The organism is bacterium, assembly GCA_035559435.1.
GTDB lineage: Bacteria > Zixibacteria > MSB-5A5 > WJJR01 > WJJR01 > JACQFV01.
The window spans coordinates 45,765-72,267 of the sequence record DATMBC010000017.1 but is presented as its reverse complement, the minus strand read 5'-3'; the positions used below and the strand labels follow the sequence as shown (position 1 = coordinate 72,267).

At 64.8% G+C, this 26,503-nt stretch carries 25 protein-coding genes and 1 tRNA gene; 14 read left to right on the top strand and 12 right to left on the bottom strand.

Annotated features, from left to right (window positions below; genetic code table 11):
- Positions 1-55: 55 nt before the first annotated feature.
- The 9 genes from VNN55_01545 to VNN55_01505 form a co-directional block, all read right to left on the bottom strand.
- Entirely contained in the window at positions 56-1,270 is a 1,215-nt protein-coding gene (locus tag VNN55_01545; protein HWO56227.1) for an FAD-dependent monooxygenase, read from the bottom strand.
- The gene (locus VNN55_01540; protein HWO56226.1) at positions 1,267-3,285 is read right to left on the bottom strand and encodes an acetate--CoA ligase family protein; all 2,019 of its coding nucleotides are present in this window, start codon (positions 3,283-3,285) and stop codon (positions 1,267-1,269) included. The genes VNN55_01545 and VNN55_01540 overlap by 4 nt, the downstream gene beginning before the upstream one ends.
- Positions 3,286-3,304: 19 nt before the next feature.
- The gene (locus tag VNN55_01535) at positions 3,305-3,955 is read right to left on the bottom strand and encodes a flavin reductase family protein (protein HWO56225.1); all 651 of its coding nucleotides are present in this window, start codon (positions 3,953-3,955) and stop codon (positions 3,305-3,307) included.
- Positions 3,952-4,791 (bottom strand): fumarylacetoacetate hydrolase family protein, encoded by an 840-nt coding sequence (locus VNN55_01530; GenBank protein ID HWO56224.1) that lies wholly within the window; start codon positions 4,789-4,791, stop codon positions 3,952-3,954. Before VNN55_01530 ends, VNN55_01535 begins: the two co-directional genes overlap by 4 nt.
- Before the next feature lie 5 nt (positions 4,792-4,796).
- Entirely contained in the window at positions 4,797-5,852 is a 1,056-nt protein-coding gene (locus VNN55_01525; protein ID HWO56223.1) for a cupin domain-containing protein, read from the bottom strand.
- Positions 5,853-5,956: 104 nt separating this feature from the next.
- Complete coding sequence (locus tag VNN55_01520; GenBank protein HWO56222.1) at positions 5,957-6,478, bottom strand: hypothetical protein; 522 nt, start codon at positions 6,476-6,478, stop codon at positions 5,957-5,959.
- Positions 6,475-6,978 carry a tRNA adenosine(34) deaminase TadA gene (gene tadA, locus VNN55_01515; GenBank protein HWO56221.1) on the bottom strand — a complete coding sequence of 168 codons (504 nt, stop codon included), beginning with the start codon at positions 6,976-6,978 and terminating at the stop codon, positions 6,475-6,477. Before tadA ends, VNN55_01520 begins: the two co-directional genes overlap by 4 nt.
- 62 nt (positions 6,979-7,040) lie before the next feature.
- Positions 7,041-7,799: an arsenite methyltransferase gene (locus VNN55_01510; GenBank protein ID HWO56220.1), complete on the bottom strand. Its 759-nt coding sequence runs from the start codon at positions 7,797-7,799 to the stop codon at positions 7,041-7,043.
- A 200-nt stretch (positions 7,800-7,999) separates the two neighbouring features.
- Entirely contained in the window at positions 8,000-8,362 is a 363-nt protein-coding gene (locus VNN55_01505; GenBank protein ID HWO56219.1) for a metalloregulator ArsR/SmtB family transcription factor, read from the bottom strand.
- Between the two features lie 217 nt (positions 8,363-8,579).
- Between VNN55_01505 and lepB the strand changes: the two genes are divergently transcribed.
- From lepB to VNN55_01485, 4 genes are all read left to right on the top strand, one after another.
- On the top strand, positions 8,580-9,236 hold the full coding sequence (gene lepB, locus VNN55_01500) for a signal peptidase I (GenBank protein HWO56218.1): 657 nt from the start codon (positions 8,580-8,582) through the stop codon (positions 9,234-9,236).
- A gap of 115 nt (positions 9,237-9,351) precedes the next feature.
- On the top strand, positions 9,352-10,386 hold the full coding sequence (locus VNN55_01495; protein HWO56217.1) for a hypothetical protein: 1,035 nt from the start codon (positions 9,352-9,354) through the stop codon (positions 10,384-10,386).
- A gap of 72 nt (positions 10,387-10,458) precedes the next feature.
- Positions 10,459-11,313 (top strand): hypothetical protein, encoded by an 855-nt coding sequence (locus VNN55_01490; GenBank protein HWO56216.1) that lies wholly within the window; start codon positions 10,459-10,461, stop codon positions 11,311-11,313.
- A gap of 26 nt (positions 11,314-11,339) precedes the next feature.
- The gene (locus tag VNN55_01485; protein HWO56215.1) at positions 11,340-13,808 is read left to right on the top strand and encodes a hypothetical protein; all 2,469 of its coding nucleotides are present in this window, start codon (positions 11,340-11,342) and stop codon (positions 13,806-13,808) included.
- Between the two features lie 183 nt (positions 13,809-13,991).
- Here the strand turns inward: VNN55_01485 and VNN55_01480 are convergent, their stop codons facing one another.
- Both VNN55_01480 and VNN55_01475 read right to left on the bottom strand, forming a co-directional pair.
- Complete coding sequence (locus VNN55_01480) at positions 13,992-14,243, bottom strand: zinc ribbon domain-containing protein (GenBank protein ID HWO56214.1); 252 nt, start codon at positions 14,241-14,243, stop codon at positions 13,992-13,994.
- 881 nt (positions 14,244-15,124) lie between these two features.
- Positions 15,125-17,551, bottom strand: coding sequence for a patatin-like phospholipase family protein (locus tag VNN55_01475; protein ID HWO56213.1), 2,427 nt, complete (start codon positions 17,549-17,551; stop codon positions 15,125-15,127).
- Between the two features lie 115 nt (positions 17,552-17,666).
- On the opposite strand from VNN55_01475, the gene VNN55_01470 reads away from it, so the two are divergent.
- The 10 genes from VNN55_01470 (at position 17,667) to VNN55_01425 (ending at position 23,115) form a co-directional block, all read left to right on the top strand.
- Positions 17,667-18,044, top strand: a complete 378-nt coding sequence (locus VNN55_01470) for a VanZ family protein (GenBank protein ID HWO56212.1) — start codon at positions 17,667-17,669, stop codon at positions 18,042-18,044.
- Entirely contained in the window at positions 18,041-18,907 is an 867-nt protein-coding gene (locus VNN55_01465) for a CDP-alcohol phosphatidyltransferase family protein (GenBank protein ID HWO56211.1), read from the top strand. The genes VNN55_01470 and VNN55_01465 overlap by 4 nt, the downstream gene beginning before the upstream one ends.
- Complete coding sequence (locus tag VNN55_01460) at positions 18,904-19,317, top strand: 6-carboxytetrahydropterin synthase (protein ID HWO56210.1); 414 nt, start codon at positions 18,904-18,906, stop codon at positions 19,315-19,317. The genes VNN55_01465 and VNN55_01460 overlap by 4 nt, the downstream gene beginning before the upstream one ends.
- A complete protein-coding gene (locus tag VNN55_01455; GenBank protein ID HWO56209.1) occupies positions 19,314-19,712 on the top strand; it encodes a 6-carboxytetrahydropterin synthase in 399 nt (132 codons plus the stop codon). The genes VNN55_01460 and VNN55_01455 overlap by 4 nt, the downstream gene beginning before the upstream one ends.
- A gap of 12 nt (positions 19,713-19,724) precedes the next feature.
- Positions 19,725-20,285, top strand: a complete 561-nt coding sequence (folE, locus tag VNN55_01450; GenBank protein HWO56208.1) for a GTP cyclohydrolase I FolE — start codon at positions 19,725-19,727, stop codon at positions 20,283-20,285.
- A 78-nt stretch (positions 20,286-20,363) separates the two neighbouring features.
- A complete protein-coding gene (gene dcd, locus VNN55_01445; GenBank protein ID HWO56207.1) occupies positions 20,364-20,918 on the top strand; it encodes a dCTP deaminase in 555 nt (184 codons plus the stop codon).
- 1 nt (position 20,919) lies between these two features.
- Positions 20,920-21,780 carry a pantoate--beta-alanine ligase gene (gene panC / locus VNN55_01440; protein ID HWO56206.1) on the top strand — a complete coding sequence of 287 codons (861 nt, stop codon included), beginning with the start codon at positions 20,920-20,922 and terminating at the stop codon, positions 21,778-21,780.
- 21 nt (positions 21,781-21,801) lie between these two features.
- On the top strand, positions 21,802-22,146 hold the full coding sequence (gene panD, locus VNN55_01435) for an aspartate 1-decarboxylase (GenBank protein ID HWO56205.1): 345 nt from the start codon (positions 21,802-21,804) through the stop codon (positions 22,144-22,146).
- Positions 22,112-22,918 carry an NTP transferase domain-containing protein gene (locus tag VNN55_01430; GenBank protein ID HWO56204.1) on the top strand — a complete coding sequence of 269 codons (807 nt, stop codon included), beginning with the start codon at positions 22,112-22,114 and terminating at the stop codon, positions 22,916-22,918. The genes panD and VNN55_01430 overlap by 35 nt, the downstream gene beginning before the upstream one ends.
- Before the next feature lie 113 nt (positions 22,919-23,031).
- A tRNA-Ser gene (locus VNN55_01425) sits at positions 23,032-23,115 on the top strand.
- Between the two features lie 105 nt (positions 23,116-23,220).
- On the opposite strand, the gene carB is transcribed toward VNN55_01425, so the two are convergent.
- Complete coding sequence (gene carB / locus VNN55_01420) at positions 23,221-26,502, bottom strand: carbamoyl-phosphate synthase large subunit (protein ID HWO56203.1); 3,282 nt, start codon at positions 26,500-26,502, stop codon at positions 23,221-23,223.
- Between the last annotated feature and the right edge of the window lies 1 nt (position 26,503).

Here is a 26,503-nt window from a genome sequence, read left to right as displayed (position 1 = left end):
TACATTTTAGGAGGGCGAGGCCCGAAGGTGCCGAGCCGCCGCTGACGGTCACGCACTAATACTGCATCCCATCGGCATCAGGCGACCCGAGCGGCGGGCCATAGGGCGCGCGATCGAGCCATTTCCCCGTGGCTGAAATCATCGGCGCCAGCGCGGCGGCGCCGCGGCGCGCCAGGCGGCGCCAGGGGGTCGGTGCGGTCAAGTGGCGGAGGGCAACATTGGATGATGCGCGATTGCGCAGTGCCGCGGCGCGGCGCGACCGCGCGAAGTGCTCGATGGCGGCGGCGGCCTCGCCGGGCGAACTGGCGGACAGCGCTTTATGGATGGCACGCGCCGCCAGACAGGCATCGGGAATCCCCGAATTCAACCCCCGCGCCCCGAAGGGGGCGAACACATGCGCCGCCTCTCCGGTCAATAGGATGCGCCGCCTCGCATCGGCGAAGGAGTCGGCCACCGCCTGGCGGAAGATATACGTCGACACCCAGGTGATCCGATCAGCGTAATCGGGACGAATTACGTGGGGCAACCAGCGACGCGCGCCCTCGGCGCCGCTGAAGCTGTCGGGATCATCCCCCGGATGGCACTGCAGGTCGATCCGCCAATGTCCGGCGAATGGCACATAGAGGACGTTGCGCCCGTCGACCGCCGGATGCTCGTAGTGGAACACACGTTCCACCGGCAGCGGCCGGGTCGGATCTTCGGCGGCATCCACGATCACGAACGCGTTGGTGGTCTGCGGTCCCTCGAGACGCAACCCGGCGGTTTCACGCACCGCCGAACGCGCGCCGTCGGCGGCGATTACATAGCGCGCGGCGAAGGCCTCACCCATCGATGTCGCCAGGGCGACGGCATCGGGCTCCGCCGACGCGGCGGTGACCGGCGTGTCCCAGATGAATTCCACACCGGCGGCGACACAGGCGCGATAGAGCACCTGTTCGGTGACAATCTGCGGCAGACTGGTCGCGGTGGGAATCACGTTCGTCGGCGGCGGCGGATAAGTCCGTCGGAAGACCTCGCGTCCGCGATAGAGCGTGCGCTTGGTCTGCCAGGTCAGGCCATGGCGGTTCAGTTCAATGCCCAACCCGGACTGGATCTGTTCCAGGAGCAGAAGCGAAGCGCGGTGAATGAAGATGGCGCGGCTGCCGGGACGGACCCGATCGGGGGCGCCCGCCTCGATGATCGTCGCCGGCAGGCCGAGACTCCGCAACGCCAGCGCCGCGGTCATCCCGACCGGTCCGGCGCCGACCACGATGACGTCACGCCGGGTCAACGCGCCACCACCAGCGCATCGAGCGCGATCAATCCCTGGTCAGTGACCCGCAACGGATTGATCTCGATCTCGTTGATATCACTGCGCATTGCCAGCAGATTTCCCAAGGCCGCCAGCGCCTCTGCCAAGACCTGCTCATCGACCCGCGGATCGCCGCGGAATCCCCGGTACCGCGCCGCCGATTTCAGTTCATCGAGCATCGTCGCCGCTTCGGCGGTCGAAAGCGGCGCCAGACGGATCACCGCATCGTCATCGACCTCCGTGCCAATCCCGCCGCTGCCCAGCGCGACAATCGGCCCGAAGGATGGGTCGCGACGCGCCCCGATGAGCAACTCCGGACCGGGCGCCGCCATGCGTTCGATAAGATAACGACCCCCCGCGATTCGGCTCATCGCCTCCAATGCGCCGCGCAATCCATCGACCGTGCGCACATTCAAATGCACTCCTCCGGCTTCGGTCTTGTGCGCGATATCGACGTGCAAAATCTTGGCGACCACCGGTGGGCCGAGACGGGCAAAAGCCGCCTCCGCCTCGGCGACTGTTGCGCAGACAACACGCGGCGGCACCGCGATGCCAAGTTGCGCGACCAATTCCTTGGCGGAATCCTCGTTCCACACGCCATCGGCGGGCCGGAACTGCGGCGCATTTGATGGGGAGCGACCGGGCCTCTGCTGCGACTTTCGCCATTGCCGGCGGGCATCGTCAATCAAGGCCGCCACACCCGCCGCGGCCCGTTCGGGCGACGGCAGAACCGGTATACGTGCCGACCTCAGATGGTCGCGGACTTCGGCGGTCGATTCCGCCGGCCCTAGACTGCAGAGCACACACGGTGCGGCATCGGCCAACGCGCTCACGGGATCGACCGCGCCGGGTTCGTGCAGAAGCGAAACCGCCAACAGGTCGATGCCTTCGGCCTGACGCACCGTTTGGATGACTTGCGTAAAGGTCGGTCCCGGACGGCCGGTATCGACGGGGTTTTCCTGATAAGTGAGCGGGGGAAGCAATTCGGTCAGCCGCGCGCGCGACGTCTTCGGCAACGGCGGCAGCGAAATCCCACGCGCGCGCAATTCATCGGTGAGAATCAGGCCCGGCCCGGCCTGGCCGGTGACAACGCCGACGCCGTAATCGCGGCGGGGCATCAGACGCGTCGCGCCCAACGCTTGCGCCGCATCGATCAACTCCGTCAGCGAGTCGACCACCACCGCGCCCGCCTGCGCCAGCGCCGCGCGTTTGACCCGATGGCTTCCGGTCAGCACGCCGGTGTGCGACTTGGCGAATCCGCCGACATCGCTGCGTCCCACGGTGTATGCCACCACCGGATGCTTGGCCGTGAGCCGCTCCAGCGACTCATAGAGCGCGCGCCCATTCACCACGCCTTCCAGCGCCAGCGCGACCACGGCGGTCTCACGGTCCGCCGCCAGCCAGTCGAGAGCGTCGGACCAGCCGATATCACAGGCATTGCCGAGGCCGATCCCCAGACGAACTCCCAGTCCTTCATTCTGCGCCAGGAAACAGAGACTGACATTGACCCCACCGCTCTGCGACACGATGGCCAGCGTACCACCCTGCAGCTTGGACGGCAAATCGGGGACGAAGGTGGCATACAGTCCCGCCGCCGGCAGCACAAACCCCGAAGTGTTCGGTCCCAGCAGGCGCAGCCCCGCGGCGCGCGCGATTTGCAAGGCCTGGGCCTGCGCGGTGATGCCTTCGCCGCCTGCCTCGGCCCATCCCCCTGAGTAGATGATCGCCGCGCCGACTCCGGCCGCGGCGCAATCTTCCAGCGCCGTCGGCGTCGCCTGTGGCGGGATCGCCACCAATGCCAGATCGATCGTTTCCGGTATCGCGCGCACCGAGGGATAGGCGCGGCATCCCAGCACCTCGTCCGCGGACGGATGCACCGGATAGACCCGTCCGGCAAACCCGGCCAGGTTGCGCATCAGCACATGGCCGATCTTGTCCGGATGGGGCGAAGCGCCGATGACGGCGACGGTCTGGGGCGCGAGGAGTCGGTTCACGGGAAACGCAGCAGGCGGATCATTGGCCCTCGTCCAGCTCCCGCCGCACCGCCGCAGGGTCGGCGCTGGCCGGACGCATCAGATGGAAAGTGTCGGTGGTGCGGCACCACTCGGTCCCGCCCATGCGCGCCACCAGACGCAACGCCGCCGAACGCGGACGCATCCCATCCATGGCCGCATCGTCGACATGAATGCGCACAACCCGTCCGATGACCAGCGAGTTGGTCGGCAGCTCCGGCGCGCCGAGGTCGACAATCTGCAGCAACTTGCATTCAAACGCCGCCGGCGAGGCGGCGACTCGTTGCGGGCGGATCTCCACGCAATCGGCGCCCTCGATCCCCAGCGCCTCCCACTCGTTGACCTCGGGGGGAAACTCGGCGCCGGTGGCGTTGGCCAGACGCGCCAACGCCTCGCTCACCAGCGAGATGGCAAACTCCCCGGTCGCGCGGATATTGCGCAGGGTGTCCTTGTTGACGCCTTGACGGCTCCCCGGGCCGATGGCCACGGTGGGCGGAAAGAAGGAGAAGGCGTTGAAAAACGAGAACGGCGCCAGGTTCGGCTGCCCCTGCGCGCTCAGGGTCGAGACCCAGGCGATTGGGCGCGGAATCACCAGCCCGTTGATGAGCCCGTTCAGCGCGGCCCGGTCCAGTGTGCGTGGATCGATGATCATCGGACCCGGTCGAACCGATTGCGCAGGGTGCCGATCCCGTCGATGGTGATCTCCACGGTGTCCCCCGGTTGCAGATACGATGGCGGCGTCATCGCGTCACCGACACCGCCCGGCGTGCCGGTGGCGATCAAATCGCCGGGGTGCAGGGTGATGATGCGCGATAAGTCGGCCACCAGCGTCGGGACATCGAAGATGAGATCCGACAACGGCGAGCGCTGGCGCTCCTGCCCGTTGACCCGCGTGACAATCTCCCGTTCCCCGAACCCGGGCAGGTCATCGGGGGTCACCACCGCCGGCCCGACCGGTGTGCAGCGTTCCCAGTTTTTGCCGGCAAACCACTGCAACGACCGCTTCTGGAAATCACGGGCGGTGACGTCATTCAACAGCGTGAGCCCCGCGACCGCCTCCCAAGCGCGTTCCGACGGGATATTTCGTCCGCCGCGTCCGATGACGATCGTCAGTTCGCCCTCGTAATCGACCATCTCCGACGCTGCGGGCAGCATGATGGTGGTCTCGGGGTCGGTCAGCGCCCGCGGAATCTTGGCAAACAGAGTGGGGACAGTCGGCATCTGACGCCCCATCTCTTGAATGTGGCGACGATAATTCAGTCCGACGCAGACCGTGGCGCCGGGCTCGTGGATCGGTCGCAGGACCGGCCAGTCCATCGCCGCCGGCCGGCTGGCCCGTTCGGCGATCGCGCGCCAATCGCTTTCGCGCAATAGCGCGCCGATGTCGGGATAGGTCTGTCCCTGCTGATTCTGAATGAGGCGGCGTCCCTCAGGACGCTCCACCGCGGCCACCGGCCCGGCGGGGCTTTTCAAAGTGAGCAAGCGCACGGTTGTCAGCCCTGTCGTTGTTCGGAGCGTTCGTGGTAAAACCCCAGCGCCCGCAGCGTCGGATCGTCGGTAAACGAGAACAGCAGCGCGGGCTCCGTGCATGAATTGATGTGTTCATGGACTGCCCACCCCGGCAGGGCGAAGGTGTCCTTCTCCTGCCAATGGATCGGCTCCCCGTCGATGATCGTCGTGCCGCCGCCGCGCACCACATGGTAAACCGCGCTGGCGGTGTGACGGTGCGCCGCGGTGTGCGACTGCGGCGGCAACAGTTGCGCAAAGCAGGACATCGTCGGCAAAACCGGCCCGCCGGTGATGGGATTGGTGTATTCAAAGCGAATCGCATCGGCGGGCGTGCCGGCGGCGCCATCTTTCCACGCGTCCAGCAGAATCCGCTCCGTCGCCGTCCAGGGATACTTCATCAGGGGCGAATGGTTCTTCGACCAGGCGACCCAATCGGGACGCATCGCCCCCTGCGCGTAGGTGCGCTCCGAAACGTCATCCGGCAGCGTCAGTTTCTGGGTGCGCGTCTCAATCTCGCTGAAAAAGGAGCACTCCAGGCCATTGACCAGCGGCAGGTCCAGTCCATCCAGCCAGATCATCGGGACATCAGTCTCGTTGCCGTGGTCATGCACCGCCCAGGCGGCGGTGAGGACCAGATCGCCCGGCGCCATGATCGCGCGCTCGCCGTCGACGGCCGTGTAGGCTCCCGCTCCCTCGACGACAAACCGGATCGCGCTGGCCGAGTGGTAATGAGCCGGCGCGATTTCATGCGGCAGGACCAGCTGCATGCCGGCATACAACCGCGCGGTTGCGGCCGGCTTTCCCTCCAGTCCGGGGTTGCGCAGAATCAGCACGCGGCGCTCGGCCTCCTCGGCGGTGATCAATTCGCCGGCGCGCAGCAGCCGTTCGCGGATCGGCGCATAAGGCCACAGGTAGGGAATCGCCCGGGTGGTCGGCTTGCGGATCAAAAGTCCCTGCTGGCGCCAGAGCGGATACAGGTGCAGCGGAGCCAGCGTGCCGACAAACTCATCCATCAATTGGCTTCTTGCCGCCTCGTTCATGAATCACACCCTCGAGTTCACATGGAAACCACAATCGTGAATCCCTAAATCGCACAAAAACAGTCTGCCGATCAAGCGGTTTCCGTGCCCTCGGCCCGGGTGTCTCATGCCGCAGCGGCGGCACGGGTGGCCGCGGCGCGCAGGAATTCGGATGTGGGACGCAGCAGGCGAAAGTGGACCAGCCCGATCAATCCAAAGACGGCAACCCAGCTTTCGGGCGCGCCGAGCGCATACAGGACAATCCCGTAAACCATCGAGGCCGCTCCCAGCGCCGCGAGCACGATGCCGGCGCCCATCACCATCTTCGCGAACAGATCGGCGTCGGCCAGAATCAGCCGCAGTTTCGCCGGCGCAAACAGCGCCTTGCGCACGATGAAACCCACGGCCACTTCCGAGACCGCCACCAGCGCCATCACGATGAACAAAAGTCGCTGCGTTGAGGTGGGGATGGACACGGACGACGGGATGATCGCGGCGCTTTTGAGCAGGTAGATGGCCACAAAGAGCAGGAGCGGGATGACGACATTGACCGCCAGCGCGATGCGCAAAGCCCGCGCCGCCAAGTCATCGAAATCGTGCGCCGCCGACCGAAACGGCGTCGGCGATCCGTTGGATTGATCCATCATGGGCCTCGGCGTCCGGGGTTCTGTTCACGGCGTTTGGCGAAAAAAAGCCGCATCAGCTCCGCGGCCTCTTCCGCCATCACACCCCCCACCACATCCACCCGGTGATTGAGGCGTGCGTCGGTCGGGATCTTGAAGATCGAGACACAGCCGCCGAACTTCGGATCGGGCGCGCCATAGACCACCCGCTTGACCCGCGCCATCACCAGCGCCCCCGCGCACATGACGCAGGGTTCAATGGTCGAGTAGACCGTCGCGTCCAGCAGCCGCCACGAGTCGAAGTGTTCCGAGGCCGCGCCCAACGCCAGGATTTCCGCGTGGGCGGTGGGATCGTTGAGACGCTCCGTCTGGTTGTGGCCGCGTCCCACGACCATCCCCTCCTTGACCACCACCGCCCCGATCGGCACTTCCCCCTCGTCGAAGGCCCGCTGCGCCTCGCGCAGCGCCTGCTTCATGAAAAACAGCGCGCGCTCGTAATCAAAGGTCGGATCGAAGTTGAACATCGTCTCCCCCCGGCCAAGGTAGGGGAGAGCGCGATCCGGGGAAAGTCCGTTGACATGCGTCCTCAGGCCGCCGGCTTGCGCGCCGCCAGGGTCAGCGACATCAGCGCGAAGTCGGCCGATCTCTGGTAGTCGTATTCGACCTCGGCGCGGATGTCCAGCTCGGTGAAGCCCACCGCCTGGACGATCGCCAGGTAGGCCTCCTTCGGCAGGGCGCCGGCGATGCAGCCGGCCCACGCTTCCATGTCGCGGCGCCGGGCGTCGGGAATCTGTCCGCGGGTGACGATGTCGGAGACGATGAAACGCCCCCCGGGCTTGAGCACACGGAACATCTCGCGGAAGACCTGCTCCTTGTCCGGCGCGAGGTTGATCACACAATTGGAAATGATGACGTCGGCGGTGTTGTCCGCCACCGGCATGGCCTCAATCTGCCCGTGACGAAACTCGACATTCTGGAAGTTGCCGCGCCGGCCGTTCGCGCGCGCCTGGGCGATCATTTCTTCGGTCATGTCGATGCCAATCACCCGCCCCTCGGGGCCGACCCGTTCGGCCGCCAGGAAACAGTCGATCCCGGCGCCCGAGCCAAGATCGATCACCACTTCGCCCGGCCGCAGATCGGCGAGGGCGGTGGGGTTTCCACAGCCCAGGTTGAGATTGGCTCCCTCCGGAATCTTTCCCAGTTCCTCCGGCCGGTAACCGGTGGTCATATCGGTCACGGCGCCGTCGCCGCAGCAGGTGTCGGGTCCGCAGCAGGAGGCACGTTTGCTGGCAATGGCGGCGTAATGCGCCCGCACCGCATCGGTAATGGATTGCTTGTGGCTCATCATCGGTATCTTTCTTGTGCGTTGACTTTCGTGGATGTCCGGAAATAGACTGATTCGATAAAGGCCCGTTGCGACGCGCGCCTCCGGGAGACCCCTTGCGGGGTCCCCGGAGAATGTCCAATGGGCCTTTTACCGTCCTGCCGAGGACGGTCCTCGGGCGCCGCCGCAACAATGCGCGACGCGCGGCACCTGATAGCGGGTCATCGCTTTCCTCCTTTCCGCGGGTGGGCCTCCGACGAAGCTGCCGCCTCCCGTTGCGGAACCACCGTCACGCAGCAGCAGGGGAAGCTCGTCGCCAGGCCGATGCAGATCTGGCTTAAGACATCGCCGTTGATCGAGTAATAGACTTTCTGCGCCGATTTCTCGCGTTTGACCAGCCCCGCCTCGGCCAGTGTCCGCAGATGGCGGGAGATGGTCGGCTGCGAGAGTTCGAAGAACGCGACAATCTCGCCGACCGTGCGACGCCGCCCCTCGAGCATGAGCATGATCTTCATGCGCGTGGGGTCGGCCAAAGCGCGCAGCGCCTCGGGCGGCACTTGGGGTGATGGGTCCGGTTTTTTCATATGCATTCATGCGTATATACGCATTGATCGATGCAGTGGTTGCGCAAAAATTTACTCCCGCCGAGCGTTTTTGTGGCCCCGGTTCGCCAGCCCCTTGGCGTCCAGCGCCTTAACCTGTCAGATTCCCGCTAAACGGATTGAGACTTTCAGCCGATGTAGTCAAAAGGCGGGCCGCTCTCCGGGTCTGGCGGCGGCCATCGTCCACCGAGGATTTCGTATGCTGGCAAAACCCACACGCAGCGCCGCGCGCGACTACCTGGAAGCAATTCTGGTCGCGCTGATCATTGGCGTCGTCCTGCGCGCCTTCGTGGTGCAGGCCTACCGCATTCCGTCGGAATCGATGCAGAACACCCTGCTGCCCGGAGATTATCTCCTGGTCAGCAAGTTCGCCTACCATTTTTCCGAGCCGAAGCCGGGCGACATCGTGGTGTTCCAGTATCCGCTCAATCCGGCCAAGGATTATGTCAAGCGCTGCGTCGCCGTCGAAGGCCAGACCGTCGAAGTGCGCGACAAGGTGCTCTATGTCAACGGGCAGCCGGCGCCGGTTCCCGACGAAGTCATGTACACCGACACACGCATCCTCCCGGCGCAGTTGTCCAACCGCGACAACTTCGGCCCGGCGGTGGTCCCGCCCGGACATCTGTTCGTCATGGGTGACAATCGCGACAACTCCCGCGATTCGCGTGATTGGGGCTTCCTCGACAAGGACCTCATCCGCGGCAAGGCGATGTTCATCTATTGGTCCTGGGAACCCGATCCCGACGCCCCCAAATGGGAGAGCCCCTACATTCTGCCGCTATTGACCATTCCGTTTTACAATCTGGCGCATTTCCCCACCAGCACCCGGTGGGAGCGCATCGGCAAATCACTGTAGCCGCCGCACCCGCAAGTCTGTCACACGGGCCGAGTTTGGGGTTGTCCCCAACCCGGTCCGTTTTGTTTATTCAGGTCGCTGTAACCAATCACGTGCTTTCCGCGGTCGCTGTGCCATGCGTGATCCGCAACCGATTGCCGAACTTCTCCGCCGATTCCTCAGGTCCGCGTCGGACCCTGTGCTGGTCGAGGCGGTCTTCATGCTGGCCACCAATGAGGCCCGAGCCTATCTGAGTGTCCTCCGAAACCGGCGCCCCCTGCCGCTGTCCGAATTCGGCGGCGAGGATGCGCTCGGCGACCTGGCGATCGATTGCGTGGCCGAAATGCTCGCGCCCGACCCCCGCACGGGTGTTCCCAAATTGGCGAGTTACTTGTCACCCTACCGCGACGTCCCCGACAAGGAACTCAGCGACCGATTCAGCGCCATCATCTGCGGGCAGGTGCGTCAGCGGATCCCGCGCATCGACGTGACATGCGACCCTTCGTGGACACAGATCCTGCGCGGCGTGCGCCGCGCGCTGATCAGCGCGCCGGATGAATTCGCAATGCTCAACGGCCACAGCCAGCCGGAGTGGCGCTGGCGGCCGGCGAAGGATGGCCCGCGCGACCATGCGCCCTGCGCCGATCGCACCGCGCTTCGGCAGTGGGCGTACGAAGCCGTCCGCGACAAGCGCAACATCCCCGAGTACTGCCGTGTGATCTTCGCCTGTCTGGACCAGAGCCGGAACTGGCGCAATTCGCTGACCGTGTATGCGCTGGCCCACGGACTGGACGATGTGCTGGCAGAGCCGGAATACCGACCGGACCCGCCGCAGCTTGACGCCCAGACCGAGTATCTGCGCCGCCGTTTCCGCGTCATCGTGGCGGCGGTTGCCGCGGATCTGCTGGAGGCGGAATTGCCCCGTCTGGCCCAGCGTCAGGGCCTGACCGACGCCGAGCACGCGGCCTTCGTTCAGGCCATGCACAACCTGACCGCCGACTGGGTCGAGCATGGCAGCCACGACCTGTTGCCGGTCTATTTGCGGGAAGAACTGGGGGATGTTTCTAACGAATTGTACGCCAGCCGCTTCAAGTATATCTGGGACACGCTGGTGAAGAAATGCAAGCAGCAGGTGAGCGAGCGCATGGAATCCGGTCGGCGCGATGACTGATCCAGTGGAACACGCCGGACGGCCACAGGAGGGCCGTTTGGCGGCTATTTTTATCGCGGGGACAGTGGATAGATGACGCATCCAAGCGACTACGATCTGGTTCGATATGCCCGTCTGACTCCGGATGGCCGCGCGGGAGTGCCCGAATTGACCGCGCATCTGGCCGCCTGCCCGCATTGCGCCGACGAGCTGGCGATCATCGAAGAATGGCTCGCCGCGCCGGTGGCCGCGCCAGTCCCGTTGCCGCCGTTTGCGCGCTTGCTTTTGCAAACCCTGAGGTCTGTGCCGCGGCATGTCGCGCTGGCGCCCCTGGCCATCGCGACGACACCGGCGACGCCCATGGCGCTGGCCGCCGACGGCAACGCGGCCGTGGGACCCGGCTGGACCCATCGCGCCACGCTCTACTCCGAACATCCCGAATTGGTCCTGCGCGTCATGCATGACCCGCACGGCCACCGCGACATCCTCCATCTGTCCGGCGCCGACACTGCGCATGCGCGCCATGTGTACATTCATCTGGACAATCCGGACCGGGATTTCCTCACCGATGAGCGCGGCATCGCCGAAGTCAGCGGCGGGCTGGAGGGCGACCCCGTCGGGATCCATTGGCAGGTCCGTCTCCCCGATGCGACCTTCACGCTCTCGCCGCTGGACTGGTGGAACCGATCCGCCGAGGGTGCAGGGCAAGTGCTGGAAAGCCCCGACGGCAACCGTGTGGAGGCGATCCTGCGCGATGCGGGCGATGGCGTCACCTTGCAGATCCGGCCGCTTGAGATCGGCGGCCAGACCGAATTTGCGCACGTGCGCATTGTGGTCAGTCAGATGGGCGGCCACTGGCGTGTCGGCGAGTCCTCCTCCCGGCACGAACCGGTCTCGACTCAGGTCGTCGGCGACGAACCCATCGAAATTCGCCTGTTTGTGATTTGACCGCGAATCCAGCGTATCTTTCCCGCATGCCGCAATCGTCGTCATCGCACTCCCCGCTGGCGTTTGCCCGCGACTACCAGGCCTATCGCCAACTGGCCATGACGACGCCGTTTGCCGACGCCCGGCTTCTGGCCGCCGCCCGTTTCTGGTTGCCGCGCCATGCCGCCCTCGGCGATCCTTCGTACGAGAGTTACTGGCGCGAAGACCTGCCCACTCTGCTGGCGGTCGCGCCCGATCTCCAGGACCTGCTGCCTGCCGAATTGGAAGAGATCGCCGCATTCCTCGAGGCAGTGTCCCGCCATCTGGTGCCCGCAATGACCGCGGACACGGTCTGGGAAATGGCGGCGCGTGGCTGGATGTATGTCGGCGAGGCGGGACGGGCCTGGGCGGCGCTTCGCCGCACCCCCTACGGTGCCGACATGGGCGAGGAACCGCCCACGGTCATCTGCGATGACGCGCTCGAACTGCCCCAGGGGCTGATCGACGCGCTGGCGATCGCCCACTCAGAGGAGCCGCGCGCGTCGGTCGGGAGCGCGGAGGCGCGCCATACGCTGATGGACTGGCTGGTGCGGTTTGATGCCCGGTGGCAGGCCGATCGCGAAAGCGCCGTGGCCAACGAAGCGCTCTGCGCGCTGATCGAATACGATGGCCTGATGCGCCCGGTGCGCGGACGGCTCCGGCGCCTGCGCGGAGCCATCGAGTCGATCGCCGGGGACAACGGCGCCGATCAGGTGGTGTTCGCCCATCAGTTGCGCGGCGCCGACGACACCCAGATTTCCGGGGCCTACGCGGCCCTGACGGCGTTGCGCGAACTCACCCGCCGGAGCTCATCGAAAGCCGGACCGGCCGCAGCCGCTGCCGACAGCGCGGGGGGCGCGGGTCGATCGACGCCGTCCCGATCTACTCGTGCCGGCCAAGCACCCCTCAACGGGACATCCGGGCCCGAGTCGCGTGTCCGATCGTCGGCCCATGGCTCCCCGCTGCGCGGTCATTTCGAATTCCTGGACCATGGACGCGAACTCTACGGCGGCGATTCGCTGGGCTTTGCCTGTCTGGCCACCGCCTTTGGCGATCACTGGTCGCGGACGCTGCACCGTGAGCGACGCCTGATATCCGCCGATGTCGCGCTCAGCGGCGCGCTCGAGCCGGATGGACGCGCCGCGGCCATCAGCGAGGCCTCGCTGGCCCGCAAGGTCGAGCGCGTCTTCTTCTCGCCGATCAGCGCGCTGGCGCTGCCGGAGGCCAATCGCGCGGCCGCCGAAGCGTTGGTCGAGACGCTACGTCTACAGCACCCCGCCCGGCGGCTGCGGATCATCGGCATCGAGCGCGCCGCCGATCTGATCGCGGATCACTACATCTTTCTCCCCGAACGCGTCTGTCTGGGCGAGTACGCCGTCCTTGCCGCGGCAAAGTATGGCCGAAGTGTGAAAGTGCAGGCGCCGGCGTTCGCGGTTCTTTGCCTGATCCTCGGCTGGCTTGTCTGGCCCTGGCTGCGGTCAGTGATCGATGATCACATTGTCAATCTCGAGCAACGCCGCAACGGCATCGTCGCCCTGAACCGCTACGGGCGCGTGGTGTGGGACCACGTATACCTTCCGGACACACTTGAGAATGACTGTCCGAAAGTGGTTTACGACCTGGATCGGGACGGGAAAAACGAGGCGGGTTTCTATGTTTCCACGGGCCGCGAATCGCAGGATCAGGCGCGCATCGACATCTTCAATCACGATGGCACGCTGCGTTTCCGATTGGACGCCCGGATTCTTGGCCAATACCCCGGTGATTACGAGGGCCAGGAAGTCTACACGCCCGGCTTGTTGCAGATCGTGGAAGTTCAGGGCGCGCCGCTCATCATCACCGGCGCCAACGGACAGAACCCGTCGCGATTCCATGTGAAGATCTGGTCGGCGCAGGGGGAATTGCTGGGATGGTATGTCAACGCCGGTGTCGTATCCCAGGGACTGGCACGGGATTTCGACGGCGACGGCACCGATGACCTGGTCTTTCCGGGATACAACATCCGCATGCGTTCGGTCGCTCTATTCGTCCTGAAAGCGCGTGGCAGTGAGGGCGTGTCGCCGCCCTACCAGGACGAGCAGTACGACATGTCGCGGGTAATCCCTGGGAATCAGATGCGCTACATGCTGTTTCCCCCTTCCGATCTGACGCTGGTCTACGGCTACCGTATCTACAACTCATACGGAGGCATCTATGACGTTTCGAGCGTCGGGATGCGTCTGAACACGCGGGAAGGGGGAGTTCCCGGCGAGGACGGGCGTGAAATGTCATGGCAAATCTACTACTACTTGGACGATTCGCTGAGAGTGAACCGAGTCGATGTAGAAGATGCCTATAAGGCCCGGCGGGAGATGCTCGTCCGCGAAGGGAAACTCCCGGACGTGCTCTGGCCAGAGTACTTCCGTGACCTTCAGGCCGCCGTGCGTGGGTGGGACGGCACCGGCTGGGTGCCCGATAGTCTGCCGAAGGGGCTGTAATCGTTTAGAAGGACGGAATTGGGGGCACCGATTCCAGCGTGACGCTGCCGAAAATGCGCCTCTTGCCGAATCGAAGCCTCTTGCGCAGGCGAGTTGAAGTCGTGATACCCAAAATAAAACCCCCGTCCCAGTCGGGACGGGGGTTCGAAGATTACGGGAACGCGGAATCCGTACGGCGCGAAGCTATCCCACATTCTGCCAGGCGGGGAGATACGACATCTGACGGTCGACTTCCTGCTCGGCTTTCTCGCGGGTCCAGCTTTCCAGCTTCATCGTGTACTGGATCATTCCCTCCCGAATCTCACTACGGGGCTTCAGGTTGCCCGCCGGATCGGTGCAGTAGATGCAGAGACGGCCGCCGGAATTGCCGTTGCCGTGCTGTGACGGCCGTGACATCGGCATGCCGCACGCCTCGCACCGCGGGGCGGTGGTCATGGCTCCCTCCTTTGAGGGGAGATCTATAGTGAAAGTCCCGCCCAGGCCAACAACGGCCCAAGCGGGATGTGTCGAAAGTATGGTGGGCGTTCTCACCACCACAGGTTGCCTCAAAAGACTAAACGAAACAAGACCAATTCAGTTTGCGATCAATTTGCCGCCCCACCGATCTCTTGGCGTAAGCAATTATGCCACATCGACTTGTCGGCATGCGGTCCGGCGCAAACGTCGACGGACACGTCACACCATACTTATCGGCAGACGTGCCCGCAACTCCAATTATACAGTTGTCTGAATCGTTACGAGCGGTGTTCCTCGGTGAGTCGCTCAGAAAAATCACGGCGAAAGAACTGCACAAACGCCATGACCAACAAGGCTACAGGCGGCACAATGGCCCAGAAAGCTGTCCAGAATCCCTGCATGGTGTTAACCCCCCTTGTTTGAGCGCCTTCAACCCGCTTGTTGAGGCAATTTCTTGAAGTCCCTGCCCTAATTTACTGTCATTCCGTAGGTTCCGCCCGATCCGCAGTCGGGCGAGTAGCGGGAATTAACCCTCTTCACATCCGGGCGCAACAGAAAAAGTGATGCAGGGCCAAAAATTCTTTAATCACCACTCTTCTTCCACCTATTACACACGTCGGCAAGTCCCACGTTCGGACTTTAGTGAAATCTTGTGAAAAAGCTCCGGTTTTGACGCCCCTCAGAAAAAATGGCGCGGCGATGCATCACTGCACCACCGCGCCATGTGTCACGGCCCAGGCCCCAATTCCTTCGCCGTGCTCCCAGGATTGGTCCGATCCAATCCTTCAATACTATAGTCACCAAATAGACGGGGTTGTTACGGGCGCTGGAGAGAATCCCGGCGGATGGCCGCGGATTTGTCAGAAGTCGTGCCCCCAGCTGAAATAGAACTTCGTGTACCCGCGGTCGGCCAGGCCATAGGCGAGCGCCAACGGCCCCAGCGGCGTCTCAAACAGCAGTCCGACTCCGACCCCCGCGCGCAAGGCGCCCCAGAAATCGATGTCGCTGCCTTTGGACCAGGCGTTGCCCAGATCGACGCGCCCCGTCGCATAGCCGATTGACAGGAACTGGTAGCGCGCCCCCAACGAGCCGGCCACGAGACGGTCGCCGAGCAACTCGTCATCGGCCAGTCCCATGAAGGATCGGCGTCCTCCCAGCGAGAAGCGCTCGAACATCGGCAGGACCCGGTCGGCGGAGCCAAAGCGCGCGCCAATCGACAGCGTGAGCCGTTTGCCCGGCGAATGGAACCACTCGCCGTCGGCAGTGAAGGCGCGGTAGACCAGGTCGCCGTCGAAGAAGTCATCCCCCCAACTCAACTGCGCCCTCAACCGCCGGCCGCGCGTGGGGAATTCGGCATGATCGAGATCGTCCAGGCGCGCCACCGCCGCAATCCGCGAATGGCGGTACTCGGTCTCGACCGAGTCGATCTCGTGATCGATGTTCTCGGCGCCGACCAGAAGCGACATCTGCGCGAAACGCGAGATGTTCTGGCCGATCGAGAACTCGACCCCATCGCGCGTCGTGATGAATGACGGCAGACGTTCGTGGTCGCGATAGGGAAAGCGCTCGTGCTTGTGGTGGTACACCCGCAGCGAGGCGGTCAGATAGGTGCGGAAAATCCGGTCCGATTTAAGCCGCGCGAAATAGAGCGTTCGGCGCGGCGCGTACTGCGCATGCGCGGTCAGTTCGTTGCCCAGCCCGAACAGATTGGTCTTCGCCCATTGGATGAACCCCTCGGTCTGGTACTCGAGGTTGTGATGCAACCCCAGGCGCAATGCGTCGGTCGACTTTTCCGTCACCGTCAGATGCACCACCGGACCGTTGGGGGAATGGACGACCTCGCTGGTGACCTGCTCGAACAGCCCGGTGGCGTGCATGTCGGCCAGGCCGCGCGCCATCCGCGCGGCATTGAACGGCGTGCCGATCTTCAGCGGGAAACTGCGCAGGATGACCCAGCTTTTGACCGTGCGGTTGCCGTCGAGTTTGATGCCGGCCAAACGCGCCTCGTCAATGGTGACCGCCAGCGCGCCCGCGCTGTCGAGCGCGGCATGCGTGACGGCGGCCAGCGAGAAATCGCGCGCGGTGTAGGCCGATTCCAGACGGCGGATCGCCGCCCGCAATTCGGCGGCCGTGTACCGTTGACTGGGCCGCAGCGCCAGCGCCGCGCGCAGGACCGAATCGGCAATGACGCTGTGGCCGGCGAGGATCACCGTGTCGACCCGGTAACGAATCGGCTCGGCCCCCGCGATCGCCACCAGCGGCAGTCGCTCGGACCGGGCGTGGATCTCGTCGGCCAACACGCGGCCGGCACGGTATCCGAGGGCGAGGAGCGAATCGACCCGATCGAAATCGACGTTGCTTAGCTCATCGCCGATCGGTGCGCAGCGGTAGTCGGCGGCTGCCCAGGCGCGCGCCAACCGCTCATGCGTCATGACGGTCGTGGCCTGATTGGCCAGCGCGTAGGGATCATCGAGCTTATCGGCCGGCGCCATGCCCGAGGCGGTGTTGACCGCCACCACCGGGCAGTCGGACAGCGAATCGGCCAGAATGACCGGCAGCGGATCGATCAACCCGCCGTCGGCCAGCAGGTAGCCATCCAGACGCAACGGCGAGACGGCCAGGGGAAAGGCCATCGACGCGCGCAAGGCCGCGGCCAGGCCGCCGCGCGCAAGCACCACGCGTTCTCCGGTGATCAGGTCGGTGGCCACCGCGCGGAATCGCGTCGGCAAATGGTCGAAATCCGATTGCGACAGGTAGGTGGCGCGCTGGGTCAGCGAGATCAGATAATTGTAGAGTCCCTGCCCCGACGTGGCGCCGGTGGGCCAGACCGGTTCAAGCCCCCGCAGAGGCAGACTGAAGAACCACTCGGCGCTCTCGTCTTTCTGTGAGAGCAGCAGTTGGGCCCGCGACGGGGTGTTCTGCAGCAGCCGATCCCAATCGACGCGATGCACCAGCGCTTCGAGGGAGTCGGTGCTGATCCCGGAGGCGTACAGGCCGCCGATGATGGCGCCCATCGAGACGCCGCAGATGAGGTCTACGGCGATCCCCCGTTCTTCCAGGGCGCGCAGAACGCCGATGTGCGCGATCCCGCGCGCGCCCCCGCCGGCCAGCGCCAACGCCACCCGCGGGCCGGATGAATCATCGCGGCCGGAGAGCGGGGAGTGTGGTTGCAGCAGATCGAGGGGCTGAGTCGCTCCCGTCGCGGTCCATACCAGCATGGTCAGCGTCGCCAGCCAGAGTCCTCGAAGCGGGCGCGCAGGCAGATGGTGGAAGCGGACGCGGCGCATGACGGGGAACAATGTAGATGATCACCGGGTACGAACCAACACCCTCGGCAACCATCCCGGCCGCCGCTTGCCGCCGCCGCGCCGATTGGCTACCTTACTTCCCGCTCACATCCCCATGAAACCGCGCGCCATCACGGCATTTCGCATCCTGTCGGTTCTCTACGCGGTGTTGGTGTCGACGGTCTCTTCATGGCCGAGCATCCGGCTGCCCGATCTGGGCATCGATTGGACCGACAAGTTCGCGCACTTTGCCCAGTATGCGGTGTTTGCCTGTCTGGTCGCCGGGGGCTGGGCGCGGGCGGGCGGGTGGCGCGCCTGGAAAACCCAGTGGCGGCCCGTCCTGTTTCTGCTGCTGTTTGCCGCCGTCGACGAACTGCATCAACTCTGGATCCCCCGGCGCGAGGCCAGTTTCCTCGACTGGACCGCCGACAGTCTGGGCATCCTGTTCGGGTTTGCCGTGGGACTGATCCTCTGGCGACGATCGCCCAAGTGAATCGGACGCGCACAACCACTGCCATCGATTGGGACGCCATCCACAAACTGCCGCGGGGCTGGCGGTATTGCAACATCAGCGTGCTCTGGATCCCCTACTACCGGTGGGCGATCCGCGTCTTCTACCATCTGCGGGTCCGTCATGAGCTGGTCACGCTCGCCTCGATCGTCTCCGGCCTGGCCGCCGCGGCCCTGATCGCCGGCGCGCGTGCGCTGCCGATGTTTGTTGTGGCCGCGATTCTGGTTCATCTCAAAGACCTCTTCGACGCCTGCGATGGGGCGCTGGCGCGTCTGACCGGCACCGGCCATCGACTGGGACGATTCCTCGACACCATCGGCGACGGCGTTGTCTTTACCGCCTGGATTGCGGCGGCGGCCTGGCGCGCGCCGGATGTGGGTTTGTCCGGTCGTGCCGCGGTGATCTGGGGGATCGTTGCCTGGGTGTCGCTTTTCCTGCAATGCTCGTACTTCAATTTCCATCAATTGCACTATATCCGCCTGGCGGGCGCGCGCCTGACCAGCCGTCTCGATGAACGGGCAGAGACGGGCCAGGGGCCGGTCGCGTGGATGGCCCGTATCTATGATCTCTGGTTTGGCTGGCAGGACCGGCTGTTGGCCGCTTTTGATCGCCGGCTGCGCCACCGGCTGGGAATTCCCGACGCGTCCGCGGAGCGCTGGTACGGGCATCGCGGCTTCATGGTGGCCAATTCGGCCCTCTGCTTCGGCACGCAGGCCTTTGTCCTGATTCTCTTCGTTGCGGGTCAACATCCCTTCTGGTTTCTGCCGGCGATCGCGGTCGGGCTGAACCTTTATTGGCTGGGTATTGTTCTGGCCCGTATGGTTGTGTTTCGTAGAGGCCTATGACCGTTTCCGTGACCCGCAAAGCACGTTTCTGCGCCGGGCATCGCTACTGGCGCGCCGACTGGACTCCGGAGAAGAATCGCGAGGTCTTCGGCGCCTGCGCCAACGAGCATGGCCACGGGCACAACTACACGCTCGAGGTCACGGTGCGCGGACCGGTTGATCCGCAGACCGGCATGGTGATCAACCTCACCGACCTCGACCGGCTGATCCAACAGCGCGTGATTGAGCGCATCGACCATCGCAATCTGAATATCGACATTCCCGAGCTGGCCGGACGCATCCCCACCACCGAAGTGCTGGCCGACTTCATCTGGAACGCGCTGGATGGCCGTCTGCCGGTCGGCGAACTCGACGAGGTGCGCGTCTACGAGGCCGATGACCTGTGGTCCGCGCGGCGGAGGCCATCATGATCACGCTGGCGCGGACCTATCGCTTTGCGGCGGCGCACACGCTGCGGTCGCCGCATCTGAGCGGGGCGGAAAACGCGCGGGTCTACGGCAAATGCGCCCATCCCGCCGGTCACGGGCACGACTACCATCTGGAATTCCAACTGCGCGCGCCGCGGCTGACCGACGATGTGGTGGTGGGCCACGGTTGGCTCGATCAACTGGTGGCGCGGGTCATCGCGCCGCGGTTTGATCGGCGCGATCTGAATCAGACCTTCGGCGAGGATTTCATCACCACCGGCGAGAACCTCGCCGTCGCCGCCCACCGGCTGCTGGCGCCCCATCTGCCCGATGGGGTGGCGCTGACGGTGCGGTTGGTGGAAACCGAGAAGAACTCATTTGCCTTCCACGGGCAATGAGAGGAGATCGACATGGCGCTGGAAGACACCATACGTACCCTGCTTCAGGAGATCGGCGAGGACCCCGGTCGGGAGGGGCTTCTGAAGACCCCGTCGCGGGTGGCCGAATCGATGCGGTTTCTCACCCGCGGCTACCGTCAGGATGCGGCCGAACTGCTCAACGGCGCGCTCTTCACCGAAGAGAACAAGGAAATGGTGGTGGTGCGCGACATCGACTTTTTCAGTCTCTGCGAGCATCACCTGCTTCCGTTTTTCGGCAAGTGCCATGTCGCCTACATCCCCGACCACAAGATCATCGGCCTGTCCAAACTGCCGCGCATCGTCGACATGTACGCCCGCCGTCTGCAAGTGCAGGAGCGGCTGACCAAGCAGATCGCCGACACCATCGCCGAGGCCGTCAAACCGCTCGGCGTGGCGGTGGTGATGGAAGCCGAGCACCTCTGCATGCAGATGCGCGGGGTGGAAAAGCAAAACTCGGTCGCGCTCACCTCGACCATGCTCGGAGTCTTCAAGGATTGCCCGATGACCCGTTCGGAGTTCCTCGACCTGATCCACCGGCCGGGCATTCGTTAGCCCAATCCGGGGGTTTACCTGCGCGGACTTTTCGCGTACTTTGGCCGCCGTCTTTGTGACCTCAACGAGGAGAGACGCATGTCGATTAAGTCGGACAGCTGGATCAAGGAAATGGCGCTCAAGCATCGCATGATCGAACCCTTCGCCGACCGGCAGGTCCGCCAGGGCGTGATCTCCTATGGCGTCTCCTCGTACGGCTACGACATGCGGGTGGCCGATGAGTTCAAGGTGTTCACCAACGTGCGCACGACGGTGGTTGATCCCAAGCAGTTCGACGCCAACGCCTTTGTGGAGATTCAGGCGGATGTCTGCACGATCCCGCCCAACTCGTTTGCGCTGGCGCGCTCGGTGGAATACTTCCGCATTCCGCGCCGTGTGCTGACCGTCTGTGTCGGCAAATCGACCTATGCCCGCTGCGGCATCATCACCAATGTGACTCCCTTCGAGCCGGAGTGGGAGGGATTCGTCACGCTCGAGATTTCCAACACCACGCCCCTGCCGGCGCGCATCTACGCCAACGAGGGGATCGCCCAGGTGCTCTTCTTTGAGTCCGACGAGGACTGCGAAGTCTCTTACGCCGACAAGAAGGGGAAATATCAGGGCCAGCAGGGCATTACTGTCCCGAAACTCTAACGTGACCGTGGCGCGCTCCATCGCTTCCGTGCGCCGCCAGGTGGCCGCCTGGCGGGCGCGGGGGTTGCGTGTGGGGCTGGTCCCCACCATGGGCGCCTTGCATGAGGGGCATCTGTCGCTGGTGCGCCGCTGCCGCCGGCTCTGCGATCGCACCGTGGTCTCGATCTTCGTCAACCCCACCCAATTCGGCCCGCGCGAGGATTTCTCCAGCTACCCCCGGACCTGGAAAAGTGACCTGCGCGTCTGCCGCCGCGCGGGGGTCGATCTGATTTTTGCGCCGTCGGTGGAGACAATGTACCCCGAGGGATTCGCGACGATGATTCGTGTCGGCCCGATCGGCGATCTCTGGGAGGGCGCGGCGCGTCCGGGGCACTTCGAGGGCGTCGCCACGGTGGTGGCCAAGCTGTTTTACATCATCGGGCCGGACGTGGCGATCTTCGGGCAAAAGGATTACCAGCAGACCGTGGTGATCCGGCGCATGGTGACCGACCTCAATCTGCCGGTGCGGCTGGTGGTTGCGCCGACGGTGCGCGAGCCGGGCGGCCTTGCGATGTCGTCGCGAAATGCGTATCTTGATGCGCTCAGCCGCCAGGACGCGCGTTCGATTCACCGCTCGCTGCTGTGGGCGGGACGGGAGATTCGCGCCGGACGGCGCAACGTGGCGCGGCTGACGAGGGTTATGACCGGAATGATCGAAGCCGGGGGACGTTTCGACGTCGACCAGATCGGCTTCTGCGACCCGGCGACACTGGCATCAAAAAAGACCGCCGTCCCGCCGCTGGTGATCCTGGTGGCGGCGCGTTGCCGCGTCAAGGGACCCGCCCTGGGCCGGCGCTATATCGACAATCTCTTGATCCGTTGAACTCCGTCTGGATGTGACCGCATGCTGATCCCGACTCTCCGCGCCAAGATACACCGCGCCCGCATCACCGACGCCAACCTCAACTACGAGGGCTCGATCGCAATCAGTCCCGAGTTGCTGCGTGCCACCGGAATTTCGGTCTACGAGCGCGTGCAGGTGGTCAATCTCAACAACGGCGAGCGGTTCGAGACGTACGTCATCGAGGGCAAGCCCGGGGAGATGTGCCTCAACGGCCCCGCGGCGCGTCTGGGGCTGACCGGCGACATCGTGATCGTGCTGGCCTACGCCTACATCGATCCGGCGACCGAGAAGGTAACGCCGAAGATCGTCCATGTCGACGCGAAGAATCGCCCGCTGCCCGCCTGATGCCATGACCGGCGCGGATTCCGACATTCACCAGACACTCGATGCGACCGCCGCGGTCGTGCTGGCCGCGGGACTGGGCAAACGCTTCGGCGGCGAACACGCCAAGGTGATGGCGCCCTTTCATGGCCGCCCGCTGGTGCAATGGGTCACCGATGCGTTGGATGAAGCGGGCATCAAGCGTGTGGTTGTCGTGATCGGGCATCACGGCGAGGAGGTCGAGCGCCTCTTTCCGCCCGGCCGAGTTGCGTTCGCCTGGCAGCATGAACGTCTGGGGACCGGGCACGCCCTGTGCCAGTGCGAGCCGCTCCTGCGCGGTCATCAAGGGCATGTGCTGGTGCTGTTGGGTGATGCCCCCTGCGTTCGCCCGCAGACTATTCGCGACCTGCTGCGTCTCCACCGCGAGGCCCACGCCGCCGCCACCATTCTCTCCGCCGAAGTCGCCGATCCGAGCGGTTATGGACGGATCGTGCGCGCCGCCGACGGCACCGTTGACCGCATCGTCGAGCACCGCGACGCCGACGAGCGCATCCGCTCCATCCGCGAAATCAATTCCGGCATGATCGCCTTCCGCTCCGAACTGCTCTGGCCCAACCTCGAACGTGTCGACAACGACAACGCGCAGGGGGAATACTACCTGACCGACGTGATCGGCTTCTTGCGCGACGGCGGCCACAAAGTGATGGCTTACATCGCTCCCGATCCGCGCGAAGTCTTGGGCGTGAATTCTCCCGACGATCTGCGTCTGCTCGAATCGCTGTTTCCGCAAATGTAGGTTAGGCGCACCCCGCGGGTCGCGTTCGGGTGTGCCTCTGGCGCCCGGCCTGCGCTTATCTTGCTGTCTGGAATCCTCGCTTCCGGATTCGTATAATTGAGAGTCAATCGCCCGGAGGGCTAGACCTAACTGGTAAGGCAGCAGTCTTGAAAACTGCCGGGCGAAAGCCCATCGGGGTTCGAGTCCCCGGCCCTCCGCTTAAAATGCAGGCTCGGCATCCGCCGCGGCGCATCGCCCTCCGGGTAAGTTCTTGTGGAGGGCGAGGCTTTGCCGAGCCTGCTCTTTTATCGCGAAGTCTGCTGCTATGCCTGTGGGCGCTCCGCGGACAAGACGGCGGACTTCATGGCCGGGCCGGGAATGTTGTCCGGGGAGGCCGCGATTCTTCGGTACCAGTCCTGCAGCGCGACCGGCTCGAGCGTGTTTTCGCGGAGCGATCGGATCGCTTCCACCGTGGCGCGCGCGGCGGACATTGTCGTCAACAGCAGGGTGCTCGAAGCGTGGCACTCGCGGCGCATCAGCATGTCGTCACGGAAACTCTGACGTCCCAGCGGCGTGTTGATGACGATGTCGATCTCGCCGTTTTTGAGCAGGTCGAGGGCATGGGGGCGTCCCTCTTTCAGCTTGTTCACGCGCTTGACCGCCAGTCCGTGCTGGAACAAATACGACGCCGTGCCGCCGGTGGCATACAGACGGAACCCCAATTCCACAAAGGACTGCGCGATGGGCAGCACGGTCGGCTTGTCGAAATCGTTGACGGTGATGTAGACGCTGCCGCGGGTCGGCACGGCGAATCCGGCGCCCTGCTGCGCCTTGGCGAAGGCGACGCCGAAGGTCGGGGCGATGCCCATCACTTCGCCGGTGGAGCGCATCTCCGGTCCGAGCAAGGGGTCGGTGCCGGGAATCTTCTTGAAGGGGAAGACGCTCGCCTTGACCGAGTAGCCGGCCGTGGCCGGCTCCCGCATCACGCCGAGGGATTCGAGCGTCCGTCCCACCGCGATCTTCGCCGCCAGCTTGGCCAGCGGCACACCGGTGGCCTTGGACACAAACGGCACCGTGCGTGAGGCGCGCGGGTTGACTTCAAGGACGTAAACGACGCCGTCCTTGATCGCAAACTGGATGTTGACCAGTCCGCGCACGCCCATGGCCAGCGCGATCGCCCGGGTCTGCTCCCGCATCGTCCGCGACGCCTCCTCGCTGATCAGGTAACTGGGCAGGACGCAACTGGAGTCGCCAGAATGCACCCCGGCCTCCTCGATGTGCTGCATGAGGCCGCCGATGACCACCTCGTGGCCGTCGCAGAGCGCGTCGATGTCGACCTCGAAGGCATCCTCGAGATAGCGGTCGATCAGCACCGGCTTTCGTTCGGAGGCCTCCAACGCCCGGTCGAAGAAGCGCTCAAGCTCCTCTTCGTCGTAGACCACCATCATCGCCCGGCCGCCGAGGACATAGGAGGGCCGCACAAGCACCGGGTAGCCGATGCGGTGCGCGACCAGCCGCGCCTCCTCCAGCGAGGTGGCGATGCCGTTGGCCGGTGTCCGCACGCCCAATTCATCGAGCAACTGCCCGCAGCGCTTGCGGTCCTCGGCCAGGTCGATCGCTTCGGGCGACGTGCCGAGGATGCGCACGCCATGCCGGTGCAGCGCCCGCGCCAGCTTCAGCGGGGTCTGGCCGCCGAACTGAATGATGACGCCCTCCGGCTCTTCCTGCGCGACCACGTTGAGCACATCCTCCAACGTCAGCGGCTCGAAGTACAGCTTGTCCGAAGTGTCGTAGTCGGTCGAGACGGTCTCGGGGTTGTTGTTGAGCATGATGCTCTCAAACCCCTCTTCGCGCAGCGCCAGGGAGGCATGCACGCAACAGTAGTCAAATTCGATGCCCTGGCCGATGCGGTTGGGTCCGCCGCCGAGGATCAGCACCCGACGCCGTTCCGAGCGCCGCGACTCGTTCTCCTCGTCGTAGCAGGAGTAGTGGTAGGGCGTCTCGGCGGGGAATTCGCCGCCGCAGGTGTCAACGGTCTTGTACACCGGGCGGATGTCCTGTGTCAGACGGCGGGCGCGCACCCAGTCCTCATCGGCTCCGATCAGCTGGCCGATGCGACGGTCGCTGAAACCGGCGCGTTTGGCATCGCGCAGTTGGACGGCGGACACCAGCGGTCCGGCGCGGCGGATGTCGCGTTCATGCGCAAGCAGATCGGCGATTTCCTGCAGGAACCATCGGTCAATGCGGCTGAGGGTGTGGACTTGATCGACGTCCAGGCCCTGCTCGAAGGCCGCCACCACCGCATCGAGCCGCGCCGAGTTGGGCGTGACCAGCCGCTGCCGAACCTCATCCGGCGACAGCGGCGGGGCCGACTCGCTGCGCAACCCGTACCGCCCGGTCTCCAGTGAACGCAGCCCCTTCTGCAGCGCCTCCTTGAAGGTGCGCCCGATCGCCATCGTTTCGCCGATGCTCTGCATCTGCGTGCCGAGGACATCCTCGCTGCCGGGGAACTTCTCGAAGGCGAACCGGGGGACCTTCACCACATGGTAATCGATGGTCGGCTCGAAGCAGGCCGGGGTCTTGCGGGTGATGTCGTTGGGGATTTCGTCGAGCGTGTAGCCGACCGCCAGCTTGGCGGCCATCTTGGCGATCGGGAATCCGGTCGCCTTCGAGGCCAACGCCGAGGACCGCGACACCCGCGGATTCATCTCGATGACAATGACACGGCCGTCTTCGGGATTGACGGCAAACTGCACGTTGGCGCCGCCGGTCTCGACACCGACCCGGGTGAGGACGGCGCGCGCCTGATCGCGCAGGATCTGATATTCGCGGTCGGTCAGGGTGAGCGCCGGCGCCACGGTGATCGAGTCGCCGGTGTGCACCCCCATCGGGTCGACATTCTCGATCGAGCAGACGACGACGAAGTTGTCGGCCCGGTCGCGCATGACTTCCAACTCGAATTCCTTCCAGCCGAGCACCGACTCCTCGAGCAGGACCTCATGCACCGGCGAAATCTCCAGGCCGGAGCGCACGATCCGTTCGACCTCCTCGCGGTTGTAGGCGATCCCCGAGCCGGCGCCGCCGAGGGTGAAGGAGGGACGGATGATCGCGGGGAAGCCGACGGTGTCGACCGCCGCCAGCGCATCGGCCACCGACGCGACCACCACGCCGCGGGTCACCTCCAGCCCGATCTCGCGCATGGCGGAGGCGAACATGCGGCGGTCCTCGGCGACTTTGATTGTCTCCGGACGCGCCCCGATCAACCGGACGCCGAAATCCTTGAGCACACGCGCATCCGACAACTGCATGGCCAGATTGAGCGCGGTCTGACCGCCCACCGTTGGCAGGATCACATCGGGCTGCTCGCGCTCGATGATCCGGGTGAGCGTGCGCAGATTGAGCGGCTCGATGTAGGTGCGGTCGGCCAGCTCCGGATCGGTCATGATCGTGGCCGGATTGGAATTGACCAGAATGACACGGTACCCCTCGGCCTTGAGGGTCTTGACCGCCTGCGCCCCGGAATAGTCGAACTCGCAGGCCTGGCCGATCACGATCGGCCCGGAACCGATGATCAGGATTGATTCAATGTCGGTGCGCTTGGGCATC

Coding starts and splice junctions, on each gene's coding strand:
- VNN55_01535 (HWO56225.1), bottom strand. CDS start 3,955: ATGATCATCGATCCACGCACACTGGACCGGGCCGCGCTGAACGGGCTC.
- VNN55_01525 (HWO56223.1), bottom strand. CDS start 5,852: ATGAACGAGGCGGCAAGAAGCCAATTGATGGATGAGTTTGTCGGCACG.
- VNN55_01520 (HWO56222.1), bottom strand. CDS start 6,478: ATGATGGATCAATCCAACGGATCGCCGACGCCGTTTCGGTCGGCGGCG.
- tadA (HWO56221.1), bottom strand. CDS start 6,978: ATGTTCAACTTCGATCCGACCTTTGATTACGAGCGCGCGCTGTTTTTC.
- VNN55_01510 (HWO56220.1), bottom strand. CDS start 7,799: ATGAGCCACAAGCAATCCATTACCGATGCGGTGCGGGCGCATTACGCC.
- VNN55_01505 (HWO56219.1), bottom strand. CDS start 8,362: ATGAAAAAACCGGACCCATCACCCCAAGTGCCGCCCGAGGCGCTGCGC.
- lepB (HWO56218.1), top strand. CDS start 8,580: ATGCTGGCAAAACCCACACGCAGCGCCGCGCGCGACTACCTGGAAGCA.
- VNN55_01495 (HWO56217.1), top strand. CDS start 9,352: ATGCGTGATCCGCAACCGATTGCCGAACTTCTCCGCCGATTCCTCAGG.
- VNN55_01490 (HWO56216.1), top strand. CDS start 10,459: ATGACGCATCCAAGCGACTACGATCTGGTTCGATATGCCCGTCTGACT.
- VNN55_01485 (HWO56215.1), top strand. CDS start 11,340: ATGCCGCAATCGTCGTCATCGCACTCCCCGCTGGCGTTTGCCCGCGAC.
- VNN55_01480 (HWO56214.1), bottom strand. CDS start 14,243: ATGACCACCGCCCCGCGGTGCGAGGCGTGCGGCATGCCGATGTCACGG.
- VNN55_01475 (HWO56213.1), bottom strand. CDS start 17,551: ATGCGCCGCGTCCGCTTCCACCATCTGCCTGCGCGCCCGCTTCGAGGA.
- VNN55_01470 (HWO56212.1), top strand. CDS start 17,667: ATGAAACCGCGCGCCATCACGGCATTTCGCATCCTGTCGGTTCTCTAC.
- VNN55_01460 (HWO56210.1), top strand. CDS start 18,904: ATGACCGTTTCCGTGACCCGCAAAGCACGTTTCTGCGCCGGGCATCGC.
- VNN55_01455 (HWO56209.1), top strand. CDS start 19,314: ATGATCACGCTGGCGCGGACCTATCGCTTTGCGGCGGCGCACACGCTG.
- folE (HWO56208.1), top strand. CDS start 19,725: ATGGCGCTGGAAGACACCATACGTACCCTGCTTCAGGAGATCGGCGAG.
- dcd (HWO56207.1), top strand. CDS start 20,364: ATGTCGATTAAGTCGGACAGCTGGATCAAGGAAATGGCGCTCAAGCAT.
- panD (HWO56205.1), top strand. CDS start 21,802: ATGCTGATCCCGACTCTCCGCGCCAAGATACACCGCGCCCGCATCACC.
- VNN55_01430 (HWO56204.1), top strand. CDS start 22,112: ATGTCGACGCGAAGAATCGCCCGCTGCCCGCCTGATGCCATGACCGGC.
- carB (HWO56203.1), bottom strand. CDS start 26,502: ATGCCCAAGCGCACCGACATTGAATCAATCCTGATCATCGGTTCCGGG.